We start from the raw sequence: 16,486 nt of genomic DNA, 5'->3' as shown, positions 1-16,486 counted from the left end.
GCCGTTACTTCTGCCAGGCGTTGTGCCTGATCGACCGTCCCAGGCAGAAGTATGCCCGGGCAGAAGTATGCCTCGTGCCCAGCGCTTTCCCAGCATCGAGCGCCCAGCTCAGGCGCCGGGCACCCCGGTGCGGGCCGCCGTGTCCCGCCTGCCGGCGGGACGGCCGCGCGTGCTGGTTCTGCCCATAGTTCCGCCTGTGGTTCTGCCGATCGGACGGGACGAGCAGGGCGAGCGGGCAGGCAGAGCTGCTGTTGCGGCGGCTGCGGGGCGGCGCACCGTCAGCGCTCCCCCGCCGCCAGGGCACGGGCCGCCTGCCGCCTGGCGACGGCGCCCTCGGTGGTGCGGCCCAGTTCGCACAGCAGGTCGGCCAGCAGGCCGTGGGTGCGGGACTCCAGCCCGGTGTCGCCGACCGTGCGGCCCAGGGCGACGGCGAGCCGGGCCGTGGACAGGGCGGCGTCGCGGCGGCCGAGCGCGTGCAGGGCGCGGGCCCGGCTCTGGGTGGCGAGGACGGCCTCGGCGCCGGAGCGGGTGGTGGCGACCCGGACGGCCTCGTCGGCGTGGACCAGGGCCGGGCCCGGGGAGCCGGCCAGGACCAGCGCGTCGGCGAGGTCGGTGAGCGCGCGGACGAGCAGGCCGCCGACGGCCGGGGTGCGGGCGGCGCTCACCAGGTCGGTCATCAGCGGCAGGGCCTGGTCGTAGCGGCCGGCCCGCAGCAGCGCACCGGCCACCCGGGCGCGGCACTGGTGGCGCAGCAGTTGGTCGCCGGCCCGGTCGGCGGCGGCCACGGCCCGTTCCAGCTGCTGGACGGCGGTGCGATGGGCGGCGCGGTCGACGTGCAGGACGGCGAGGTCGGTGGCCAGCCGGGCGACGGCCGCCTGGTCCGCGCAGCCGTGGGCGGCGCGCAGGCCGGCCTCGGTGACGGCGCGCCAGTGCGTCCGGTCATGGCCGGTGGTCTCGTACAGCAGGCCGATCCGGTGGGCGAGTTGCCAGGATTCGGCGGTCCGGCCGAACTGCTCGGCGCAGACCACCACCGCGCGCAGGGCGCTCTCCTCCCGGCGGAACCAGGCGGCCGCCTCCGCCGGGGCCGCGCCGGCGCCCTCGGGCGTCCAGGCGGCGGTGGTGCAGCCGCCGGTGGTCCAGGCCGCGGTGACCGCGAGGTAGTGGGCGATCAGCCGGTCGAGGGCGACGAACCGGTCGTCGCAGGTGAGTTCGGCGGCCTGCCCGGCCGCGTAGCGCCGGACCAGCTCGCGCCGGGCGTAGCGGCCGGGCGTGGTCTCCTCCAGCAGGTGGACGGCGTCGAGGCGGGTCAGCAGGGTGCGGGTGGTGGCGAGCGGCAGGTCGGCGAGCGCGGCGGCGGTGGCGGTGTCGATCACCGCGCCGGGGTGCAGGCCGAGCAGGGTGAACAGCCGGGCGGGGGCGGGCGGCAGGGTCCGGTAGGTCTGGTCCAGGGCGGTGGTGACGCCGATCGGGCCGCGGTCGGTGCCGGCCAGGGTGGCGAGGCCGGTCTGCTCGTCGGCGAGTTCCGCGGCCAGGTCGCCCAGGGTCCAGCCGGGGCGGGCGGCCAGCCGGGCGGCGGCCAGCCGCAGGGCGAGCGGCAGGTGGTCGCAGGCCGCGGCGAGGTCGGCGGCCGCCTGCGGTTCGGCGGCGACCCGGGCCGGGCCGAGGGTCCGGGCGAGCAGTTCGGCCGCGTCCTCGGCGCCGAGCACGCCCAGCGGGAGCGGGATGCCGCCGTCGCGGACCAGCAGGTCGCGCAGCCGGCTGCGGCTGGTGACGACGACGACGGGGGTGCCGCGGGTGCCGGCGTCCCCGTCCCCGTTCCCGTCCTCGTTCCCGTCCCTGCCCCCGTTCGCGCCCCCGTCCGGGCCGTCCCCCGGCGGGGGCGGGTCGGGCAGCAGCGGGGCGAGCTGCTCGTACGAGCGCGCGTCGTCCAGCACGATCAGCAGCCGGCGGCCGGCCAGCAGTTCCCGGTAGCGCTGCTCCCGCTCCTCGGGCGAGGCGGGCAGGGCGCCCGCCGGTTCGCCGAGGGCGAGCAGGAACCCCGCCAGCACGTCGGCGGGTTCGCGGGGCCCGGCCGGGTCGAAACCGCCCAGCTCGGCGTGCAGGACCCCGTCGGGGAACTGCCCGGTGGACCGCTGCACCCAGTGCTGGACCAGGCTGGTCTTGCCGACCCCGGCCGGTCCGGTGACCAGGATCGGGTGGCCGGACCGGACGGCGGCGGCCAGGGCCTCGTCGAGCCGGGCGAATTCGGCCGACCGGCCGGTGAACCTGCGGTCCGGCGCACCCCGCCGCGGAAGCCGGGCGGGTCTGGGCGGCGCGTCCCGCTCGGGGCCGTCCGCCGACCGTTCACCGGCGTGGCGCAGCTCCGGGCCGGGCGGGCCGGAGAGCCGGGCCACCGCCCGGTCGTACCAGGCCGCCGCCTCGTCCCGGCGGCCGGCCTGGTCGAGGCAGCGGACCAGCCGGGCGACCAGCGTCTGCCGGGTCGGGTGGGCGGCCGCCGCCTCGGCCAGCTCGGCGGCCAGCTCGCCGCCGCGGCCGGCCCCGAGCAGGCCCTCGGCGAGCCGGTCCAGGGCGCGCAGCCGCAGGTCGGTGACGTGCGGCAGGGTGCGCTCGCGCAGCAGGACGGACCCGCAGTCGACGAGGGCCGGGCCGCGGAACAGGTCCAGGGCCGCACGCAGCAGGGGCACGGCCGGATCGTGCGGCTCGGGCTCGGTGCTCGCGGCGGGCGCGGCCGGGGCGGGCCGCAGCACGCCCGCCCGGTCGCAGAGCCCGCGGAAGTGCAGCAGGTCCACCCGGTCGGGGTCGCCGGCCAGCAGGTAGCCGGCGCCGCGGGTGCCCAGGGTGAGCCCGGGGCCGTCGAGCAGCTGGCGCAGGGCCGCGACGTGCCCCTGGAGCGCGGCGCGGGCGGTAGGAGGCGCGTCGCCGTCCCAGACCAGCTCGATCAGCTCGTCGGTGCCGACGGTCTGGTTGAGCCGGATGGCGAGGGTACTCAGCAGCGCGCGGCGTTTGGGGGCCGAGGGTGTGACCGTCGTCCCGTCGTCCCGCCGTACGGCGACCGGCCCGAGCAGATCGATGTGCATGCGGCCCTCTCCTCCCCTGTCGCCGATCGGATCCGCCGCCGACGACAACCTCCGGCGTCTTCCCGGCGTTGTCAGAGGATAGGCCTGGTCCGGTCGCGTGCACGCGGCCGGATGGGGTCTGCCCGGATCCGGTGGATCTTGTCGGGTCGGGCCCGGACCCGGCAAGATCCGCAGGGCCCGGCATCGACGTCCGTTCCGCCGGGCACCGCGACCCGGCGGCGCCCGGGGAGTGGGCGATCTGGCGCGAACAGGACACTTCAGGGCACTACACTGCTCCACCCCGGGGAACGCCCCGGACGTCAATGGGGCGGGGGGACGCCCTGCCCGTCGTGGGGTGAAGTGGGGGTACTGGTGCGGATTCGGCTGCTCGGCCCGGTGGAGCTGCGGGCCGGGGCGGACGGCTTCGCCTCGCTGCCGGGGGCGCAGCGCAGGGCGATCCTGGCGCTGCTCGCGTTGCGGCTGGGCCGGGTGGTCGGGGTGGACGGCTTCTGCGAGCTGCTGTGGGGCGAGCGGCCGCCGGCCAGCGCCCGGGCCGCCCTGCAGGGGCACGTGGCGGCGCTGCGCAAGGCGATCGCCGACACCCCGTTCGTGCTGCACACCCGCTCGTCCGGCTACCTGCTGGCCGGTCCGGCCGAGGAGGTGGACGCGCTGCGCTTCGAGGCGCTGACCGACCAGGCCGCCGAACAGGCCGGACTCGGCTGCGGCACGGCGGACGCGCAGGCGATCGCGCTGCTGGAGCAGGCGTTGCGGCTGTGGCGCGGCGAGGCCCTGGCCGACCTGCCCGACACCACCGTGCGCGCGGCCGTGGTCGACCAGCTGGAGCAGGCCCGCACCGCCGCCGTGCTCAGCTGGGCCGGGCTGCGGCTGCGCCAGGGCAGCGGGGTGGCGGCGGTGCCGGCCCTGGAGCAGCACGTGCGGACCGACGGGCTGCGCGAGGAGCTGGTGGCGCTGCTGATGCGCTGCCTGCACCAGGCCGGACGGCCGGCGGACGCGCTGTCCGCCTACCACCAGGCCCGGGTGCGGCTGGACCGCGAGCTGGGGATCCGGCCCGGCCCGGCGCTCCAGGCGGCGCTCGCCGAGGTGCTGTCCGGGGGCCGGGCCGAGCAGCCGGCCCCGGCCCGCTCGGCGGCCCCGCCGGCCGCGCCGCGGGTGCCCCGCCAACTCCCGCGCCGCCCGGTCGACTTCGTCGGCCGGGACAACGAGGGCGGCTGGCTGGACGGCGAGTGCGGCCCGGACCGCGCCGGTGAAGGCCTGGCCGTGGTGGTCGGACCGGCCGGGGCCGGCAAGAGCGCGCTGGTCACCGCCTGGGCGCACCGCCGCGCCCCGCACTTCCCGGACGGTCAGCTGTTCGCCGACCTGCGGGGCCTCGACCCGGCCGGCCCGGCCGACCCGGAGGCCGCCCTCGGCGGCTTCCTGCGGGCCCTCGGGGTCTCCGAGGGCGCCGTCCCCGAGGACCGGGACGACCGGGCCGCGCTCTACCGCGACCGGACCAGGGGGCGGCGCCTGCTGGTGGTCCTGGACGACGCCGCCGATGCCGACCAGGTCGCCGACCTGCTGCCGCAGGGGCCCGGCTGCGCCGCCGTGGTGACCAGCCGCGGCTCGCTGGAGGGGCTGGTGGCCGCCGACGGTGCGGCCCTGCTGCGGCTGCCCCCGCTGCCCCAGGACGACTCCCTGCGGCTGCTGGAGCGCGCGCTCGGCCCCGACCGGCTGCGGGCCGAACCGGCCGCCGCCGCCGAACTGGCCGGGCTCTGCGACCACCTGCCGCTGGCGCTGCGGATCGCCGCGGCCCGGCTGGCCACCCGCCCGGACTGGACGATCGCCGAACTCGTCGCCGAACTCGCCGACGAGCGGACCAGACTGCCCGTCCTGGACGCCGACGGCGCGACCGGCGTCACCACCGAGCTCCTCCTGACGTACCGCCGCCTCTCCCCCGGCGCCGCCGAACTGCTCACCCTGCTGGCCGCCCACCCGGGCCGGGAGGTGGACACCCTGACCAGCGCGGCCGTGCTCGGCACCGACCCGGTCACCGCCCGCCAGTCGCTCGGCGAACTCGCCGCCCACCACCTGCTCACCGGTGCGGCGCCCGGGCGCTACGGCCGCGCCGAGCTGGTCCGGCTGTTCAGCGCCGGGCTGCTCGCCGAGCAGCCCGAGCCGCGCCGGCGCCTCGCCCGGGAGCGGCTGCTGGACTACTACCAGGCGGCGCTGCGGCAGGGCGGCGAGTTCATCGAGCCGGGCCAGGACGGTTTCGACGCGCTCGTCCACCCGCCACGGGCCCTGCCGCCGGCCGACGGCATCCGCGCCGCACTGGACTGGTTCCAGGCCGAGGAGCCCGCGATCCGCGCGCTGATCACCGGCACCGCCGACGACCCGGAGCGGGTCTGGCGGCTGGCCCAGGCCGCCGGCCCGCTGTACTACGGCTCCAGCCGGTTCACCGACTGGCTGGGCTGCCTGCACGCGGGCGTCCGGGCGGCCGAGCGGTGCGACGACGACCTGGCCGCCGCCCAGTTGCACGGCGCCCGGGCGAACGCGCTGCTCGGGCTGGAACGCCGTCAGGAGGCGGCCGAGGCCGCGCGCCGGGCGGTGGCCGCCGGCGAGGCCGCGACCGGGCCCGCGGGCCGCGCCGCGTACGCCCGCGCGCTCGCCACCCAGTCGCTGATCACCGCGATCCTGGGCAGCGCGACCGAGGCCGCCCGGCTGGCGTCCGGCTCGGCCGCGCTGGCCGTGGAGTCCGGCGACCCCAGGCCGCTGGCCGTCGCCCTGGTCCACCACAGCTGGGTGAGCATGCTGGCCGGGGACCGGCAGGGCGCGCTGCGGCAGGCCCGGGAGGCCAGGGAGCTGCTGCCCGCCCGCCCGGTCACCTCGATCCACCTGTGGTCGATGCTGACCGAGGCGCACACCCTGCCCCCGCACGGGCGCAGCGAGACCGTCGACCTGGCCTGGCACCGGCTGCTGGCCGGCTGCGAGGAGGCGGGCCTGCTCTACCTCCAGGCCATCGCCGAACAGTCGCACGCCTCCTACCTGCTGAGCCGGGGCCGTGAACTGGAGGCCCTGGACCGGCTGCGCTCGGCGCTCGACCGCTTCCGCTGCCACGATCGACTGGCCGGGGTGCAGAGCGAGTTCACCACCAGCCTGGAGGAGTCGCTGAACTCGCGCGCGCCGCACCGGCACTGACCGGCTCCCCGTGGCGGCCACCCGGCGATCGGGTGGCCGCCACGGGGAGCCGGTCGGCCGTCAGCAGTCAACGGTCAGCGGTCAGCGGTCAGCGGGAGACGGCGGCGCCCGGGCGGTCGAGCGCGGCCGCCTGGCCGCGGCCGTCGACCGGGCCGTAACCGTGCTCCGCCGCGAGGACCGGACGCAGCGCCCGGATCGCGTAGAAGTTGCGGGACTTGACCGTCCCCGGCGGCACCCCGAGCCGGGCCGCCGCCTCCACCACCGAGCGGTCCCGCAGGTGCAGTTCGACCAGCACCTCGCGGTGGTGCTTCTGCACCCGGCGCAGGGCCAGCGCGATGTCCCGGGCGACGACCACCTGCTCGTACGGGTCCTCGGCGAGCGGACGGTCCTCCAGCGGCTCGCCGATCACCTCCTTGGCGCGGGCGGCGGCCATCCGGTAGTGGTCGATCGCGATCCGCCGGGCCACCGTGAACAGCCAGGGGCGGCTCTGCTCGGCCCCGGCCGCCAGCGCCTCGGGGTGCTGCCAGGCACGCAGCAGCGTCTCCTGGAGGATGTCCTCGGCCTTGCCCCGGTCGCCGCCGGTGGCGCGCAGCAGCGCACGCAGCAGGTAACCGCCGTGCAGCCGGTGGATCTCGGCGAGCGTGTCCGGGTCGAGGGTGGGGCGGGCCGCCTTCGGCGTGCCGGGTGCGGGGGCAGATCCCGTGGTGGCCGACGGGTCCGTGCCGGCCGGCGGGCCGACGGGCGGCTGGGCGACGGACGTGGGCTGGGCGACGGGCTGCTTCGACACGCGCGGCCTCTCAGATCGGGCAAGGGCAGGGCGACACACCGACCGGGCTTCCCCGGCGGCTACAAGCAGCAGACTGCCCGCAGCCGCCAAGGCCGCACCAACGATCCGCCAACGCCCCGGCCCCGCACGGCCGGGCCGCAGGCCAGGGCTCCGCACGGACACCTGCCAGCCACCTGACGGCCATCTCCCGGCCGCCCCATGGCCACCAGGCCTTCCCTCAGGCCTCGTTGAGCACGCGCACCAGCTCCTGGACCCCGTCCTCCCCCCGGTGCTCGATCAGCACCGCGACCCAGGTCGCCAGCTGCTCCCGCTCCACCGCCGACCAGGCCGGTGCCGAGGGGTGCTCGTCGACCACCAGCGCCGCCGCCAGCTCCCGCAGCCCCGGTGCGGGCTCCGGCCGCCGCCGCTCGGTCGGCAGCGCCAGCAGCGCGAGCCGCCGGGCAACGGCGGTCACCTCCTCCGCCGTGCCCTCGGGCACCACCAGCGCAGGCGGCCCGGGCCTGCTCGGTTCCTCCTGCCGTACCAGCGCCGCGACGACCTCGCGCACGTCCGGCCCGTCCGGATCCATCGTTGTCCCTCCCCCATCCCGTCCCACGGGAGTCACGCCGGCTGCTCCTGCATGGCACTCGTTCCGCATCGAGTGCCATCCGAAGACGGTATCTACTGACAGCCGGTCCAGCAGAGGGTTTTCCGGTACGGCCGGGCAGCTGCCGCTCAGCTGCCGCCTGCACACCGGTTCGGCCGGCGACGAGGCCCGAACGAGAGGACCTGGACGGGCAGCGCCTAGCCGACCGCCCGGTGGTCGGGGGTGCAGGCCGGGCGGCCGGTGCGGCGGGGGGTGGTGCCCATCAGGTCCTCCAAGCGCGGGGGAGGCACAGTGCGCGCCCCGACCCGCTCAACGGGCCGTCCACCGGGGGTGGTTCACCCCGCCCCGGCGACGGCGCCGGGTGACCCGGAACCGGCGCGCCGTCCGTAGACGTCTCCCCGGCCGCGCACGGCCGGGAGCCCCTCCGAGGTGGCGGGGCGCGATCGGGCCGAAGCGTCCCGCGCTCCCGTTGAACGGTGCTCCCGGCCCCGGCCGTTGAACCGATCGGACGGCCTGTACCCGGCCGGCGCGGGGGGCGTCGGAATCCGGTGCACCAGACAGGGCCGACACGGCGAGCAGGAGGCGAACACATGGCGGCCGACCACACGCACACCGGGCGGGTGCACCGTCTGACGCAGGGCCCGGACTGGGACCTCGCCCCCGACTACGGCCTCGTCTACGGCCCCGTCCTCCCGGCGACCGGCACCGTGGCCGTCGGAACGGCGACCATCCCGAGCGCCGCGCCCAGTGCCGGACCGAGCCCGGCGCCTGGCACCGCGCCCACCGCCGGTCACCTCGCCGGCCCGGACTGGCAGCAGCCGCTGGACGTGCTCGGGACGGTCCTGGTGCCCCCGCAGGCGCGGCCGGCCCCGGTCGCGCTGCCCCCGGAGCCGTTCACCCAGCTGCCGCAGCTCCCCCAGGCCGCACTTCCGGCCCTACCGGCCGTACCTTCCCCACCGGCCCCACCAGCCCCGCAGTCCGCGCCGCTACAGCTCCCCGCCGCACGGCGGGGCCGTCGCACCCTGGGCCTGCCCGCCGGCCTGGGCCTCGGCCGGGGCGAGCGGGAACGGGAGCGGGAACGGCTGACCGCAGCCATCCGCACCCCGCTGCACCGCTCCTTCCGGATCGCGGTGATCGGTCTCAAGGGCGGTGTCGGCAAGACCTCGACGACCCTGGCGCTCGGCTCCGTCCTGGCCGAGATCCGCGCCGACAAGGTGGTCGCCGTCGACGCCAACCCGGACACCGGCACCCTCAGCAAGCGGGTGCACCGGGAGACCGGGGCCACCGTCCACGACATGCTCGCCGCCGAGGCCACCATCACCGGCTACATGGACGTCCGCCGCTTCACCTCGCTCACCCCCAGCGGGCTGGAGGTCCTGGCCAACGACTCGGACCCGGCGATCGCCAACAGCTTCAGCGGCGAGCACTACCGGCGGCTCGTCGACCTGCTCGCCCGGCAGTACCCGATCATCCTCGCCGACTGCGGCACCGGCCTGCTGCACAGCTCCATGGGCGCCGTCCTCGACCTCGCCGACCAGCTGGTCATCACCGCCACCACCAGCATCGACGGCGCGAGCAGCGCCGACGCCACCCTGGAGTGGCTGTACACCAACGGCTACGGCTCGCTGGCGCAGCGCAGCGTGACCCTGATCTCCAGCGTCCGCAGCAGCGGCCGGACGATCCGGGTGGAGGAACTCGTCGCCCACTTCGAGAACCGCTGCCGCGGCGTCGTGGTCCTGCCCTTCGACGAACACCTGGCGCTGGGCGGGGAGTTCGACCCGGCCAAGCTGCGCCCCAAGACCCGCCGCGCCTATCTCGACCTCACCGCCCTGGTCGCCGAGGGCATGCACTTCGCCCCGCCCGCCGCCGGCCCCCACGCCGCCGCCGCCCTCCACTAGCCCGGATCCGGTGGCCCGGATCCACTGGCCCGGGCGGACCCGCACCGCCCGGAGGACTCCCGGCGCCCCGTCAGACCGACCAGCGGCCGGGGCGCCAGGCCCGGCGACGGCCCGTCGCGCAGACCACAGCGGTGCCGACGACCAGGGTGACGCCGGCGATGATCCCGCCGGCGATCAGGGTGGCCTGGCGGGCGGCGGGGTCGGGGGGCGGGGGCTGGACCAGGGACACCGCCAGGGCGGGCCCGGGAGTGGCCGGGGGCCCGTCCTGGAGGGGGGCGCTGAGGGCGGCCAGGGGGTCGACCGTCCCGTACCCGAGGTGCGGGTCGGGCAGGGCGGTGCCGGGGTGGTAGGCGGTGGCCCGGAGCCGGTCGGCGAGCCGGGCCGGGGTGAGGTCGGGCCGGTAGGCGAGGGCGAGGGCCGCGGTGCCGGCCGCCAGGGCGGTGGCGAAGCTGGGCCCGGCGGCGGTGAAGTAGCCCTTGCCGCCGGGGCCGACGCTCAGTACGGCGTCGCCCGGGGCGACCAGGTCGACCCGCACCGCGTCCGCCGCACCGTTGGGCGGGGCGCCGTTGGGCGCCAGGTCGGAGACCGCCAGGACGTCCGGGAGGGCGGCCGGGTAGGCCGCGACGGGCGGCGAGTTCGGGGAGGACTGGGAAGAACTGCCGCCGCCGTCGGGGGCGGCCGGAGCGATCACCAGGGCGCCCTTGCCGGTGGCGTAGCGGACGGCGTCGCCGAGTTCGGCCTCCCCCGTCGACAGCGCCAGGCCGACGGCGATGATCCGGGCACCGCCGTCGGCCGCGTCCCGGATGCCCTTGGCCAGCAGGGCCGGGGTGGTGTTGCCCACGTCGTCGGTGACGGCCACGCCGAGGATCCGCGCCTCGGGGGCGAGGCCGGCGAAGCCGATCCCGTCCTGGCGCCGGGCGGCGATCAGCCCGGCGAGGAAGGTGCCGTGGCCGACGCAGTCGCGGGTGGAGTCGCCGGGGCCGTACTCACGCGGCCCCGGCGTGAGGCGGCCCTCCAGGACCCCGGACGCGGGGTCGACCCCGGAGCCGACCACGGCGACGGTCACCCCGGCGCCGCGGCTGAGCTGCCAGGCGGCCTCGGGCCGCAGGTGGGTCTGCGCCCACGGGGTCCGGTCGGTGCCCTTGTCGGAGGGCTTGACACAGCCGTCCGGCCGTCCGGCACTCCGGTTCTGGCCGATGACGGGCAGCGCGGCCTGATCGGCCGCGGCCGCGCCCGAGGTGGCGGCCGGCGTCGGGGCGGAGGCCGCGGCGGGCGTCGGGGCGGCCCAGGCGGGGGCGGCCGGGAGCAGCAGGGCCCCGCAGCAGAGCACGGCCGCGGCGGCCCGGGCCGAGCGGCCCGGTGCGCCGGTCACACCGCGCTCCCCTGCGGCAGCCCGGGGATGTCCTGGGGCAGCAGCAGGCTGAGTTCGGACAGGTCGCCGACGTCGAGCCGGGCGAGCCGCCCCGCCTGGCGGGTGACCATCGCCTCCAGCGTCTGCCGGGCGAAGCGGCCGTTGCCGAAGTTGCGGTCCCGGGGGACGGCCGCGCACAGCTCGCCCAGGACGGCCAGGGTCTCCGGTGCGCAGACGTAGCCGGCCTCCTCCGCCTGGAGGCGCACGATGGTGACGAGTTCGTCCGCGCTGTAGTGGTCGAAGGCGATCTGCTGGGGGAACCGGGAGGCCAGACCGGGGTTGGAGCTCAGGAAGCCCTGCATCTCCTCCTGGTAGCCGGCCACGATCACCACGACCTCGTCGCGGTGGTCCTCCATCAGCTTCATCAGGGTGTCCACCGCCTCCTGCCCGAAGTCGCCGCTCGCGGCGCCGCCGCGCGGGGTGAGGGTGTAGGCCTCGTCGATGAACAGCACGCCGCCCCGGGCGCGTTCGAAGGCGTCCCGGGTGAGCTGGGCGGTGTGCCCGATGTAGCGGCCGACCAGGTCGGCCCGGGCGGTCTCGACCAGCTGCCCGCGCGGCAGCACGCCCAGTTCGGCGAGCAGCGCCCCGTAGAGCCGGGCGATGGTGGTCTTGCCGGTGCCGGGCGGGCCCGCGAAGACCAGGTGGTGGCTGATCCGGGCGGTGGGCAGGCCGGCCTCCTCCCGGCGGCGGGCCTGGGTGATCAGGTTGACCAGGTTCTCGACCTGCTCCTTGGCGGCGGCGAGGCCGACCATGGCGCGCAGCTGGGCGAGCAGGTCGCTGCCGCCTTCGGCGCCCGGTCCGCCGGCCCCGGCCGCGCGGGCCGCTTCGGAGTGTTCCTCGCCGAGGTCCTCGGGCAGCAGCCGGGCGAGGTCGGCGTCGGTGATGTCGGCCAGCACGGCCAGCCGGGAGGCCTGACGGTCCACCATCTCCTCGAACACCTTGCGGGCGGCTCGGCCGTTGCCGAAGTCGGCGCCCTTGGGCATCCGCGTGAAGTGCGTGCCGAGCACCTCCCGGGTGGCGTCGGCGAGTTCGTAGCCGTGCCCGGCCGCGGCCCGCTCGACGATGGTGACCAGTTCCTCCGCCGAGTAGTTGCGGAAGTCCACGGTGCGGCTGAACCGGGAGGCGAGGCCGGGGTTGGAGCCGAGGAAGGAGCGCATCTCGTCCGAGTACCCGGCGACGATCACCACCACGTCGTCGCGGTGGTCCTCCATCAGCTTGACCAGGGTGTCGATGGCCTCGCGGCCGAAGTCCGGGCCGGTGCCGCCGGATCCGGCGGACAGCGTGTACGCCTCGTCGATGAACAGCACGCCGCCGAGCGCCGACTGGAACACCTCGGTCGTCTTGATCGCCGTGCCGCCGACGATGGACGCCACCAGGTCGGCCCGGGCGACCTCGGTGAGGTGGCCGCTGCGCAGCACGCCGAGTTCGGCGAGGATCGCCCCGTAGAGGCGGGCGACGGTGGTCTTGCCGGTGCCGGGCGGGCCCGCGAAGATCAGGTGCCGGCCCATCGGCAGGGCCGGCATCCCGGCCTGTTCGCGGCGCCGGGCCAGCTTGTTGAGGTTGACCAGGGTGGCGACCTGCTCCTTGACGCCCTCCAGGCCGACCAGCGCCTGGAGGGCCGCCTGCGGGCCCTCGAGCTCGGGCGGCGGCAGGTCGCCGGCCGGGCGCTCGGCCTCGGCCTCGGCGCCGTCGGCCTCGGGCGCGCCGGCCGGGCGGGCGACGGGAAGGTCGTCGGCGCCGGCGGTCGCGGTGCCGTGGCTGTCGGCCCGCCCGTTGTCCCGGCTGGTCAGGTTCTCCACCGAGAGCCGCTCGCTGGGCCTGGTCTGGCACAGGCCCGAGCCGCGGTTGCCGGTGACGGTGCAGCCGGTGATCCGGATCGGCTCCTCGGACTCGGCGCGCAGCCCGTCCCGGGTGTTGCCCACCAGCTCGCAGCCGGTCAGGGCGGCCCGGCTGCCGGCGGCCAGCAGCACACCGTGCCGGCGGTTGCCGTGCACCCGGGAACGGGCCATGGTCAGCTCGCCGCCGTCCTCGACCACGATCCCGTCGCCGGTGCTCTCGGCCACGTCGCAGTCGCGCAGCGAGGCGACGCCGCCCGGGCCGACCTCGATCCCCGGGGTCCCTGCGGTCTTGGCCGTCCCCGGCGCGCCGGTCGCGGCGGTACCGCGGACCGTGGTGCCACCGACCTGGGTGTTGCCGCCGTCGGCCACCCGCAGGGCGGCCCGGCCGGTCGCACCCAGCACGCAGGACTCCAGCCGCCCGCGGCCCTCCCGCAGCACCTCGACGCCGTGGCCGCGCACGTCGGCGATGTCCAGCCGGCGCAGCAGCGGGTTGGCACCGTCCCGCACGCTCACCCCGGCGCCGCCCGCGCCGCGGACCTCCAGCCGGTCGAACTCGGCGGCGCTCTCGCCGATCAGTTCCACCCCCGCCTCGCCGCTGTCGCCGACCGCCGTCCGGGTCAGCGACGGGCTGGAGGACTCGTCCACCACGATCCCGGCCGCCTCCGCGCCGGCCACCTCGCACTCCTCGAAGGCGCCCCGGGAGCGGCCGGTGACGTGGATGCCGTGGCCCTTGGTGCGCATCGTGCGGCAGCGCCGCACCACCGGGTCGGTGCCGCCGGTGAGGACCAGGCCGTGGCCCCGGGTGGCGCTGACCGTGCAGTCCTCCAGCAGCACCTGGGAGGTCGAGCTCACGTAGATGCCGATCGAGGCGTCCCGGACGGTGGTGCGCAGCACCCTGGTCGTGCTGTTCTCCTCCAGCGCGATGCCGGGCTTGTCGGTGGCGGAGATCTCGCAGTCCTCGATCGAGCCGCGGCCCTCGCCGTTGGCGCACACCCCGTTGCCCCGGGCGTCGCGCAGCACGCAGCCCCGGATCACGGGGTTGGCCCGCTCGCCGATCACCACGGCGGAGCTGCCGAGGTGCTCGACCACGCAGTCCTCGATCACGCTGGAGCCGGTGGAGGTCTCCACGATGCCGGCCCCGGCCGGGTTGACGACCCGGCAGCCGCGCATCGCCAGGGCGCCCTGCTGCCGGGTGAGCACGGCCGTCCAGGAGTTGCCCGCCACCTCGCAGTCCTCCAGGGCGGCCTGGCCGCGCGGGACATCGACGGTGGGAAGTTCCTCGTCCTGGCCCTGGAGCACCAGCCCGGTCAGCTGGACGGCCTCGGCCACCACCTGCACCACCGCGCCCCGCCGCGGCGAGATCCGGACGCTGCCCCGGGCCTCCGCGGCGGTGATGGTCACCATCTTGGTGATCACCAGGTTCTCCTCGTAGCGGCCCGGGCGGACGCTGATCACCGTGCCGCTGCGGGCCGCATCCAGCGCGGCGCCGATCGTGCGGTAGCCACCGCCGTCGCGCTGCTCCGCACTGACCGTCAGCACATGGCGGGTCATGGTGCGTTCTCCTCCGTCGTTCTTGGCTGTCGTGCCGGTGCTGCCGTGCGTCGGTGCAGCGGGGTCACCCGGTGCAGTTGGCCCGGATCGCGGATGCGGCGTGGTGGGCGTAGGTGTTCTTGTCGCTGCCCTGCCAGTCCTGGCCGCGGTCGTGCAGCGTCACGGCGAGCTTGCCGCCGTTGAGCTGGAAGGGGCCGACCGTGACCCACTGGCCCCGGTTGCCGACCTGGTTGACGTTGAACGAGCCCGACCCCGAACCGCTCTGCACCGTGTAGAGGGACGACGTTCCGCCGACCGCCTTGACGTCCCCGCTGTTCGGCACGTACACCGACAGCTTGCAGGTGCCGGTGGTGACCGACCCCGTGGAGAACGTCCAGACCACCGAGTTGTCGTGGTCCTTGTTGGCGTCACCCGACATCGGCATCGAGTAGTAGCCGCCGTTGCAGCCGTCCCCCGAGTAGCCGCCGGAGTTGTTCCGCCAGCCCTCCTGGCCCTTGTCGTACCAGCCGCGCGCCTGGGCGCCGCCGCCGCTGCACCCCGGGCCCGCCACCGCGGCGAAGCTCGGCGCCGGCGGCGGGGCCGGCTGCGCGGGCTTGGCCGGGGGCTGGGCGGGCGCGGACGGCGGCGGCTGCTGGGCGGCGGCGGGCGGCGGTTGGGGCTGGTTCTGCGTCTGGGGTTGGGTCTGCGGGGCTCCGCCTCCGCCTCCCGCCGCGGTGCCACCGCCACCGCCGCCACCACCGCCCCCGCCCTGGTTGGCCGGCGCACCGCCGCCCGTGTTCTTGCCCGCGTCCGGCTTCCCGCTGGTCGACGGCGCACCGCCGCCCACCGGGGCCCGGCCGGCGACCGGTACGGCCTGGCCGCCGCCCTGGTCCGGCACGGCACCGCCGGCCGCGGCGGCCGCCCCACCGGCCGCCGCCGCGCCGGCGTCGCCGGGCGGCGGGCCCTCGACCGGCTGAGCGGCGGCCTGCACGGGCTGCTCGCCCACCGGGTTCCCGTGCGCGTCGGCACCCGGGACGAACCCGTTGCCGCCGTCCTGCTGCGTGTACCCGGCCGGCGGCGGACCGTCCGCACCGGACGGACCCGGGTCGTCCCCGCCGAACTTCGCGATGCCCAGCGGCACCCCGACCAGGACCAGGCCCGCGATCACGGCCGCGGCCACCATCGGCCGGGAGATCCGGCGCGGCCCACTGCCCTCCTCCTCGACCGGGGACGGGCCCGGGACGGCGGTCACACCGGCGGGCGCCTCTGCGGCGGCTGCGGCTGCGCCCGTGGCAGGCTTCGCGGCCTCGACGGCGGGCACGGCGCCGGCGGCGGCCACCGCCGCGGGCTCGGCCTCGGCAGGCTCGGCCTTGGCAGGCTCCGCCTTCACGGACGCGGCGCTCGCGGACGCGGCGCTCGCGGACGACGCCGGGCGGGCCCCCAACTCCTCGGGCACGACCCATGCCACGGCGGGCAGCTGGATCCCGCCGCCCTCCGCCCCTTCCGTCCGACTCCCTCGGCCGCTCCGGTCCTTGCCCACCCTGGCCCCCTGGCCTTCGACGACGATGCTCGGCAGGGACGGCCCCGCCGCGACCCTCACCGGCGGCACGACGGACACGTCCCTCCCGTACTCACGGACGGCGGGGCCCCGCGGGTTCAGCTGCCGTCGACACGCCACACCGCCTCGGCCGGCTCCGGGGGGTCAAGGATGAAGGCGACCGCCCGCTCCAGCGTCGCCGCGTCCGGTTCCGGGCGGTCCGTTCCCCGCTCGCGCAGGTGCGCCAGGAGCCCCGGCTCCGGCGCGACGGTGTACTCCTCCAGGTAGTACGTGACGGTGTCGGTCCAGATCCACTCGCCGTCGGTGCGGTAGTTCAGCGGGACGACACCCCGGCGGTCCGCGTCGAAGACGTCGTCCATGAGCATCGGCGTCATCAGCACGGCCGCCCCGGCCCGCAGGTACGCGACCAGCGCGGCCCGTTCCTCCTCGTCCTCCACCACCGGCCGGTCCGGCGCGAACCCCGGGCCGGTCACCGGGTCGACCACGTCGAACACCGCCGCCAGCCGGAACTCCTCCGTCGCCCGCCGCTCCATGTGCCACTCCCCATCGGTACCGGCCCCACCCGCCGGGGGCCCTCACCGGGTGAACGGCGCGGGCGGCTCCCGCCGTTCACATGCCGCTGCCGCCGGA

9 protein-coding genes are annotated in these 16,486 nt (G+C 77.0%); 2 read left to right on the top strand and 7 right to left on the bottom strand.

Annotated elements, in window-relative coordinates; all coding sequences use genetic code 11:
* Positions 1–278 precede the first annotated feature (278 nt).
* Complete coding sequence (locus tag OG556_RS31165; RefSeq protein ID WP_371522002.1) at positions 279–3,077, bottom strand: BTAD domain-containing putative transcriptional regulator; 2,799 nt, start codon at positions 3,075–3,077, stop codon at positions 279–281.
* A gap of 351 nt (positions 3,078–3,428) precedes the next feature.
* Between OG556_RS31165 and OG556_RS31160 the strand changes: the two genes are divergently transcribed.
* On the top strand, positions 3,429–6,248 hold the full coding sequence (locus OG556_RS31160; protein ID WP_371522000.1) for a BTAD domain-containing putative transcriptional regulator: 2,820 nt from the start codon (positions 3,429–3,431) through the stop codon (positions 6,246–6,248).
* Between the two features lie 88 nt (positions 6,249–6,336).
* On the opposite strand, the gene OG556_RS31155 is transcribed toward OG556_RS31160, so the two are convergent.
* Both OG556_RS31155 and OG556_RS31150 read right to left on the bottom strand, forming a co-directional pair.
* Positions 6,337–7,035 carry a sigma-70 family RNA polymerase sigma factor gene (locus tag OG556_RS31155; protein WP_371521999.1) on the bottom strand — a complete coding sequence of 233 codons (699 nt, stop codon included), beginning with the start codon at positions 7,033–7,035 and terminating at the stop codon, positions 6,337–6,339.
* A gap of 217 nt (positions 7,036–7,252) precedes the next feature.
* The gene (locus OG556_RS31150) at positions 7,253–7,603 is read right to left on the bottom strand and encodes a hypothetical protein (RefSeq protein ID WP_371521998.1); all 351 of its coding nucleotides are present in this window, start codon (positions 7,601–7,603) and stop codon (positions 7,253–7,255) included.
* A 608-nt stretch (positions 7,604–8,211) separates the two neighbouring features.
* On the opposite strand from OG556_RS31150, the gene OG556_RS31145 reads away from it, so the two are divergent.
* Entirely contained in the window at positions 8,212–9,519 is a 1,308-nt protein-coding gene (locus tag OG556_RS31145; protein WP_371521996.1) for an AAA family ATPase, read from the top strand.
* A gap of 70 nt (positions 9,520–9,589) precedes the next feature.
* Here OG556_RS31145 and OG556_RS31140 read toward each other — a convergent pair whose 3' ends face one another.
* The 4 genes from OG556_RS31140 to OG556_RS31125 all read right to left on the bottom strand — a co-directional run bounded on the left by OG556_RS31140 (position 9,590) and on the right by OG556_RS31125 (position 16,389).
* Positions 9,590–10,891: a S8 family serine peptidase gene (locus OG556_RS31140; RefSeq protein ID WP_371521994.1), complete on the bottom strand. Its 1,302-nt coding sequence runs from the start codon at positions 10,889–10,891 to the stop codon at positions 9,590–9,592.
* Entirely contained in the window at positions 10,888–14,319 is a 3,432-nt protein-coding gene (locus OG556_RS31135) for a right-handed parallel beta-helix repeat-containing protein (protein ID WP_371521992.1), read from the bottom strand. Before OG556_RS31135 ends, OG556_RS31140 begins: the two co-directional genes overlap by 4 nt.
* A 64-nt stretch (positions 14,320–14,383) precedes the next feature.
* Positions 14,384–15,916, bottom strand: coding sequence for a hypothetical protein (locus OG556_RS31130; RefSeq protein WP_371521990.1), 1,533 nt, complete (start codon positions 15,914–15,916; stop codon positions 14,384–14,386).
* A 38-nt stretch (positions 15,917–15,954) separates the two neighbouring features.
* The gene (locus OG556_RS31125; protein WP_371521988.1) at positions 15,955–16,389 is read right to left on the bottom strand and encodes a hypothetical protein; all 435 of its coding nucleotides are present in this window, start codon (positions 16,387–16,389) and stop codon (positions 15,955–15,957) included.
* Between the last annotated feature and the right edge of the window lie 97 nt (positions 16,390–16,486).

Source organism: Kitasatospora sp. NBC_01300 (genome assembly GCF_041435235.1).
Classification (GTDB): Bacteria; Actinomycetota; Actinomycetes; order Streptomycetales; family Streptomycetaceae; genus Kitasatospora.
The sequence above is the reverse complement of the archived record's forward strand: the minus strand, read 5'-3'. Positions and strand labels throughout refer to the sequence as shown.

Bases quoted from the DNA above. Each gene is read 5' to 3' on its own strand.
- OG556_RS31165 (WP_371522002.1), bottom strand. From the start codon at position 3,077: ATGCACATCGATCTGCTCGGGCCGGTCGCCGTACGGCGGGACGACGGG.
- OG556_RS31150 (WP_371521998.1), bottom strand. From the start codon at position 7,603: ATGGATCCGGACGGGCCGGACGTGCGCGAGGTCGTCGCGGCGCTGGTA.
- OG556_RS31145 (WP_371521996.1), top strand. From the start codon at position 8,212: ATGGCGGCCGACCACACGCACACCGGGCGGGTGCACCGTCTGACGCAG.
- OG556_RS31135 (WP_371521992.1), bottom strand. From the start codon at position 14,319: ATGACCCGCCATGTGCTGACGGTCAGTGCGGAGCAGCGCGACGGCGGT.
- OG556_RS31125 (WP_371521988.1), bottom strand. From the start codon at position 16,389: ATGGAGCGGCGGGCGACGGAGGAGTTCCGGCTGGCGGCGGTGTTCGAC.